This window comes from Modestobacter sp. SYSU DS0904 (assembly GCF_054051115.1).
Genome location: NZ_JBJHAQ010000071.1, coordinates 1 through 6,741, shown reverse-complemented (window position 1 = coordinate 6,741; position 6,741 = coordinate 1). Strand labels below are relative to the sequence as shown.

The window sequence follows — 6,741 nt, the reverse complement described above, 5'->3', positions numbered from 1 at the left end:
GGGGGGGAGCTCTACTACGATGTCGTCAACAGCTAAACGGTAGCGGCGTTCAAGGACGTCGACAGATAGTTTTTCGAGGCCGGCCTCGCCCAGCGCGGTGCCCACCCCGCCGAGGATGCCGGGCCGGTCGGGCACGACCAGCCGCAAGAGGTAGGACACGTCGATCCTCCGGTGTCGTCCAGGTGCAGGCCGATCTCCGTCGATCGCGGGCACGTGCAGCCTCCCGTACGGAGGGCCCGAGCTCCAACCCGGCTCGCACGGCCGCCGACCGCCCCCCACGTACAGTGGCTGGGTCGTGGACGCGGGCCTCCAGCGGGCCGGCCGGCAGACGGAGTGGGGTCGCAACAGAGCATGAGCAGCATCTCGCGGGACGACGTCGCGCACCTGGCGCGCCTGGCCCGGTTGGCGGTGACCGACGAGGAGCTCGACCGCTTCGCCGGTCAGCTCGACCAGGTGCTCGCAGCGGTCGCCCGCGTGGGTGAGGCCGGAGTGGGCGACGTCCCGCCGATGACGCACGCCGTGCCGCTGACCAACGTGCTGCGCGCCGACCAGGTCACCCCGAGCCTGCCCCGCGAGGCCGCGCTGGCCGCGGCGCCGGCCACCGAGGACGGTCGGTTCCTCGTGCCGCGCATCCTGGGGGAGTCCGAGTGACCGCCGAGCTCACCACGCTGGACGTCGCGGAGCTGTCCCGCCGGCTCACCGCCGGTGAGGTCAGCGCCGCGGAGGTCACCCGCGCCCACCTCGACCGGATCGCCGCCGAGGACGGCGCCCTCGGCGCCTACCTGCACGTCGACGGCGACGCCGCGCTGGCCGCCGCCACCGCCGTCGACGAGGCGCGCGCCGCGGGTGCCCAGTCGGGCCCGCTGGCCGGCGTCCCGGTGGCGCTGAAGGACCTGGTGGTCACCGAGGGCGTGCCGACGACCAGCGGCTCGAAGATCCTCGAGGGCTGGCGGCCGCCGTACAGCGCGACCATCGCCACCCGGCTCGCCGAGGCCGGCACCGTCCTGCTCGGCAAGACCAACATGGACGAGTTCGCCATGGGCTCCTCCACCGAGAACTCCGCCTACGGCGTGAGCCGCAACCCGTGGGACCACGACCGGATCCCCGGTGGCTCCTCCGGCGGGTCCAGCGCGGCCGTCGCCGGTCACCTGGCGCCCTGGGCGATCGGCACCGACACCGGCGGCTCGATCCGCCAGCCGGCCGCGGTCACCGGCCTGGTCGGGCACAAGCCCACCTACGGCTCGGTCTCCCGCTACGGCCTGATCGCGTTCTCCTCCAGCCTCGACCAGGCCGGCCCGATGGCCCGCACGGTGCTCGACGCGGCCCTCCTGCACGAGGTCATCGGCGGCCACGACCCGCGGGACTCGACCAGCATCGACGCCCCCGCGTCCGGGCTGGCCGACGCCGCCCGCGCCGGCGCCGCCGGCGACCTCAGCGGGGTGCGGGTCGGCGTCGTCCGCGAACTCGGCGGTGACGGCCACGCCGAGGGCTACGACCCCGGCGTGCTGGCCCGCACCCGGGAGGCGATCGAGCTGCTGGCCGGCCTCGGCGCCGAGGTCACCGAGGTCTCCTGCCCCTCCTTCGACCTCGCGCTGCCCGCCTACTACCTGATCGCCCCCAGCGAGGCATCGAGCAACCTGGCCCGCTACGAGGGCGTCCGGTTCGGCATGCGCGTCGGCGACGACGGCAGTCACGACCTCGACGAGGTGATGGCGCTCACCCGCGAGCAGGGCTTCGGCCCCGAGGTCAAGCGCCGGATCATCCTGGGCACCTACGCCCTCTCCAGCGGTTACTACGAGGCCTACTACGGCCAGGCGCAGAAGGTCCGCTCGTTGATCGTCCGCGAGTTCACCGCCGCCTTCGCCGGCTGCGACGTGCTGGTCAGCCCGACCAGCCCCACCGTCGCCTGGCCGCTGGGCGCCCGGGTCGAGGACCCGATCGCGATGTACGCCGCCGACCTGTGCACCCTGCCGGCCAGCCTGGCCGGGCTGCCGGCGATCTCGGTGCCCAGCGGGCTGTCCGACGGCCTGCCCGTGGGCCTGCAGGTGATGGCGCCGGCCCTGGCCGACGACCGCTGCTACCGGGTGGCCGCCGCGCTCGAGGCCGCCCAGGACGCCGCCCGCGGCCACCGGCTGCTCGACGAGCTGGGCACCCCGGCGGGTGCCGCGTGAACGGGCCCATGAAGGCCGCCTGGGGGCTGACCGCCTTCGTCATCGTCGCCGGCGCGGTGCTGTGGGCCGTGACCGGGCAGGCGATCTTCGCCGCGTTCATCGTGCTGGGCGTGCTCACCGCGATCGGGGCCTGGTTCACCGGTCGCACCGCACCGAAGCAGGCAGGGCCCACCAGCAACCCGTCCTCTCCCGAGGAGACCCCGTGACCACGACCCACACCGGCGACCGGCTGGTCGAGTTCGACGACGCCGTGACCCGCTACGAGCCGGTGATCGGCCTGGAGACCCACGTCGAGCTGGGCACCGCCTCCAAGATGTTCTGCGGCTGCTCGACCACCTTCGGCGCCGAGCCGAACACCCAGACCTGCCCGGTCTGCCTCGCGCTGCCCGGCTCGCTGCCGGTGGCCAACGCCGCCGCGATCGAGGCGACCATCAAGATCGGGCTGGCGCTGGGCTGCCGGATCGCGAGCTGGTCGCGGTTCGCCCGGAAGAACTACTTCTACCCGGACATCCCCAAGGGGTTCCAGACCAGCCAGTACGACGAGCCGCTCTGCACCGCCGGCCACCTCGACGTGGAGGTCGAGGGGCAGACGTACCGGGTGGAGATCGAGCGGGTGCACCTGGAGGAGGACACCGGCAAGAACCTGCACGTCGGTGGCGCCACCGGGCGCATCCACGGCGCCGACCACTCGCTGGTCGACTTCAACCGCGCGGGGATCCCGCTGGTCGAGATCGTCACCCGCCCGGTGCCCGGCGCCGGCCGGTTGGCGCCCGAGGTCGCGCGCGCCTACGTCACCGAGCTGCGCGAGATCGTCCAGGCCCTCGGCGTCTCCGACGTGCGGATGGAGCAGGGCAGCCTGCGCTGCGACGTCAACATCTCGCTCAACCCGGTCGGCGACCTGGAGTGGGGCACCCGCACCGAGACCAAGAACGTCAACTCGCTGCGGTCGGTCGAGCGCGCCGTCCGGTTCGAGATGCGCCGGCAGGCCGCCGTCCTCGACGAGGGCGGCCGGATCGTGCAGGAGACCCGGCACTTCCACGAGGACACCGGCACCACCTCCTCCGGGCGCAGCAAGGAGGAAGCGACCGACTACCGGTACTTCCCCGAGCCCGACCTGGTGCCGCTGGCGCCGGACGCCGACTGGATCGAGCGGCTGCGCGCCGAGCTCCCCGAGCTGCCGGCCGCCCGGCGCACGCGGCTGCAGCAGGAGTGGGGCATCTCGGGCACCGAGATGACCTGGCTGGCCAACGCCGGTGCGCTCGGTCTGGTCGAGCAGACCGTCGCCGCCGGCGCCACCCCCGGTGACGCCCGCAAGTGGTGGCTGGGTGACCTCGCCCGCCGGGCCAACGAGCTCGGCGTCGAGCTCGGCCAGCTGGCGATCACCCCGGCGCAGGTGGCCGAGCTGATCGGGCTGATCACCGCGGGCACCGTCAACGACGGGCTGGCCCGGCAGGTGCTCGACGGCGTGCTGGCCGGCCAGGGCGACCCGGCTCAGGTCGTCGAGGCCCAGGGGCTGGCGGTGCTGGGGGAGTCCGACGAGCTCGTCGCCGCCGTCGAGGCCGCGATCGCCGGCGCCCCCGACGTGGTCGAGAAGGTCCGCGCCGGCAAGGTGCAGGCGCTGGGTGCGCTCGTCGGGCAGGTCATGAAGGCCACCCGCGGCAAGGCCGACGCCCCCACCGTCAAGCGCATGCTCGAGGAGCGGGTGCTCGGCTCCTGACCGGCCTGCCCTGACCGGCCTACCGTGGCCGGGTGGCACTGCCGGCCGTGGAGCTGCGCCCGCTCACCCGGGCGGACTTCGGGCTGCTCGGCCGCTGGCTGGCCGAGCCGCTGGTCGCCCGCTGGTGGCACCACGAGTGGGGGCCGGACGCCGTCGAGCGGGACTTCGGCCCCTGCGTCGACGGCACCGAGCCCACGCAGGTCCACCTGGGGGTGCACGGTGGCCGGCCGTTCGGTCTCGTCCAGCTCTACGCGATCGCGGCCTACCCGCCGTCGCCCGCGGGTTCGCCGACCACCCGGAGGCCGCGGACGTCCTGGTGCCGGTCGCGGTGGGCAACGCGTCGTCCTGGCGGGCGCTGCAGCGGGCCGGCGCCACCTGGTACGCGGCGGGTGAGCTGGCGCCGGACAACCCGGTCGACCCGCCCGACCACGTCGTCTACCGCTTCACCCGTCAGCCCGTGGGCGGCCCCCTTGCAAGGGTCCGCCGCGAGCTCGCGAGCGGTGGGGGGCAAGGGGGTCCTTCATCAGAGCGGGGAGGTGGCCTCCGACGACGGCGGGGTCACCCGGAGCACCTTGTCGTCGTCCTCGGCCGGGTCACCGATGCCGTCCCGGTTGAAGGTGGTGATCCACAGCGCGCCGGCCGGGTCGACGGCGACGCTGCGCAGCCGCCCGTACCGGCCCTCCAGGAACGACTGCGGCTCCTCGACGGGGCGGCCCGCCTGGTCCAGTTGCACGATGGTCACCCGCTCGCCGTCCAGTGCGCCGAGGAACACGTACGGCCCGCTCACCGCGCAGCCACCCAGCCCGCCCTCGGCGGCGGGCACCTCGAGCACCGGGCGGGTGCGACCGGGCCCGACGTCGCCGTCGGGGCGCACGACGTCCAGCGCGTCGGGGCCGGTGACGGCCTCGTCGGTGGCGTACACCCGCTGGTCGGCGCCGGTGCACAGCGCGGTGACGTCCCGGTGGCCGCGCGAGGTGACCGGCCCGTCGCCGACCGGCTGGCCGAAGACGTCGATGGCGAGCACCTTGCCGGCCAGCGAGGCCGGGTCGGTGGCGAGCGCCGGGTTCCCGGTGTCGCCGGTGCCCACGTAGAGCGTGCCGTCCGGGCCGAAGACCAGGCCGCCGCCGTTGCCCATCTCCCCGCGGGGGATGCCCGTGAGCACCGGGTTGGGCGTGCCGCCGATGGGGAACCGCAGCACCCGGTTGTCGGTGGCCGTGGAGACGTAGGCGTAGAGCAGCCCGTCCTCGGGGAAGGTCGGGGACAGCGCGAGGCCGAGCAGCCCGCCGTCGCCGGCGGTGTCGACCGGCAGCACCATCAGCTCCTGGGCCGGTGACCGGTCGGGGAAGACCTGCAGCAGCCGGCCGGTGTCGCGCTCGCCGACGACGGCGGTGCCGTCGGGCAGCACCACCAGGTCGGTGGGCAGGGCGAGCCCGGTGGCGACGACGTTCGGGTCGCCGGCCTGCTCCTCCCCGGTGCCGGGCGTGGCGGGCTGGCCGGGAACCGGGGCGGGGGCGCTCTCGGGCGGCGGGCCGACCCGTGGGGGCTGTCCCTGGGGGATCTCCCGGAACGGCCCGGACGGGGTGTACCCGCCGCCGCACGCGGTCAGCGCGGGGCCGGCCAGCAGGGTGCCGGCGAGCAGGGCACCGGCAAGCCGGGTGCGCGTGCGCGCCGTCCGCCGTCCCACGCCTGCCACAGTACGGCCCGCCGGCCACCGGTGCGGCCGACCGGACGAGCCGTCGGAGCCGCCCGGTCCTAGGGTCGGCAACCGTGCCGAACACGCCGCCGCCCCTGCTGGAACTCGGTCCCGACGAGACGCTGCACGTGCTGGTGCCCTCCCGCGCGATGGCCGAGGCGGTCGAGGAGCTGTCGCCCCGCGTGCGGGCGCACCGGTGGCACCCGGACGACGGGCTGCCCACGGGCGCGGCCGCCCGCGCCCAGGTGCTGGTGCCCCGCGGGGGCGAGACGTTGTCCGACGAGCTGCTCGCCGCGCTGCCGGACCTGCGCCTGGTGCAGCTGCTCAGCGCGGGCGCGGAGAAGTTCGCCGGCCGGCTGCCCGGCCGGGTGGTGCTCTGCAACGCCCGTGGCGCGCACACGCCCGCCACGGCCGAGTGGGCGGTGGCCGCGACGCTGGCCGCCCAGCGGGGGATCCCCTCGTTCACCCGGGAGCAGGACGCCGGCCGCTGGGCGCCCGCGACGCACCACTCGCTGGTCGGCGCCCGGGTGCTGATCGTCGGTGCCGGCGACATCGGCCGGACCATCGGCGCGATGATGGCCGGTTTCGACGTCGAGCTGACCTACGTCGCCCGCACCGCCCGCGACGGCGTGCACGCGATGGAGGAGCTGCCCGACCTGCTGCCGCGGGCCGACGTCGTGGTGCTCATCGTGCCGGTCACCCCGCAGACCACCGGCCTGGTCGACGCCGGGTTCCTGGCCGCGATGAAGGACGACGCACTGCTGGTCAACGCCGCCCGCGGCGTCGTCGTGCACACCGATGCCCTGCTGGCCGAGCTGCACCGCGGCCGGCTGCGTGCGGCGCTGGACGTCACCGAGCCCGAGCCGCTGCCCGACGGGCACCCGCTGTTCGCCGCCCCCGGGCTGCTGCTCACCCCGCACGTGGCCGGCGACGTGCCCGCCACCCTGGCCCGGGCGACGGCGGCGGTCACCGAGCAGCTGGCACGCGTGCTGGCCGGCCGCCCGCTGGCGAACGTCGTCGGCGACTACTGAGCGGACCCGGCACCGGACCCGGGGGGCGGGTCGGCGGACCCGGCACCGCCGGCCCCGCGTGGGGGGGGGGGGGGGGGGGATAAAAGCGGTCCGGTCAATAAACAGGAAATTTCATTTAATCCCGTCACT

At 75.1% G+C, this 6,741-nt stretch carries 6 protein-coding genes and 1 pseudogene; 6 read left to right on the top strand and 1 reads right to left on the bottom strand.

Annotation, left to right across the window (positions count from 1 at the left end; genetic code table 11):
• The first annotated feature begins 351 nt into the window (after positions 1–351).
• The 5 genes and pseudogenes from gatC to ACI79U_RS21280 all read left to right on the top strand — a co-directional run.
• Positions 352–651, top strand: coding sequence for an Asp-tRNA(Asn)/Glu-tRNA(Gln) amidotransferase subunit GatC (gene gatC, locus ACI79U_RS21300; RefSeq protein ID WP_457072293.1), 300 nt, complete (start codon positions 352–354; stop codon positions 649–651).
• Complete coding sequence (gene gatA / locus ACI79U_RS21295; RefSeq protein WP_457072295.1) at positions 648–2,171, top strand: Asp-tRNA(Asn)/Glu-tRNA(Gln) amidotransferase subunit GatA; 1,524 nt, start codon at positions 648–650, stop codon at positions 2,169–2,171. The genes gatC and gatA overlap by 4 nt, the downstream gene beginning before the upstream one ends.
• Positions 2,168–2,377, top strand: coding sequence for a hypothetical protein (locus tag ACI79U_RS21290; RefSeq protein WP_457072297.1), 210 nt, complete (start codon positions 2,168–2,170; stop codon positions 2,375–2,377). Before gatA ends, ACI79U_RS21290 begins: the two co-directional genes overlap by 4 nt.
• Entirely contained in the window at positions 2,374–3,888 is a 1,515-nt protein-coding gene (gatB, locus tag ACI79U_RS21285; protein WP_457072299.1) for an Asp-tRNA(Asn)/Glu-tRNA(Gln) amidotransferase subunit GatB, read from the top strand. Before ACI79U_RS21290 ends, gatB begins: the two co-directional genes overlap by 4 nt.
• A gap of 32 nt (positions 3,889–3,920) precedes the next feature.
• Positions 3,921–4,091: pseudogene (locus ACI79U_RS21280) on the top strand (GNAT family N-acetyltransferase); the annotation flags it as partial.
• Positions 4,092–4,411: 320 nt separating this feature from the next.
• Here ACI79U_RS21280 and ACI79U_RS21275 read toward each other — a convergent pair.
• Complete coding sequence (locus ACI79U_RS21275; protein ID WP_457072301.1) at positions 4,412–5,572, bottom strand: PQQ-dependent sugar dehydrogenase; 1,161 nt, start codon at positions 5,570–5,572, stop codon at positions 4,412–4,414.
• 83 nt (positions 5,573–5,655) lie between these two features.
• Here ACI79U_RS21275 and ACI79U_RS21270 point away from each other — a divergent pair, with 83 nt between their 5' ends.
• The gene (locus tag ACI79U_RS21270) at positions 5,656–6,612 is read left to right on the top strand and encodes a 2-hydroxyacid dehydrogenase (RefSeq protein ID WP_457072303.1); all 957 of its coding nucleotides are present in this window, start codon (positions 5,656–5,658) and stop codon (positions 6,610–6,612) included.
• Positions 6,613–6,741 lie beyond the last annotated feature (129 nt).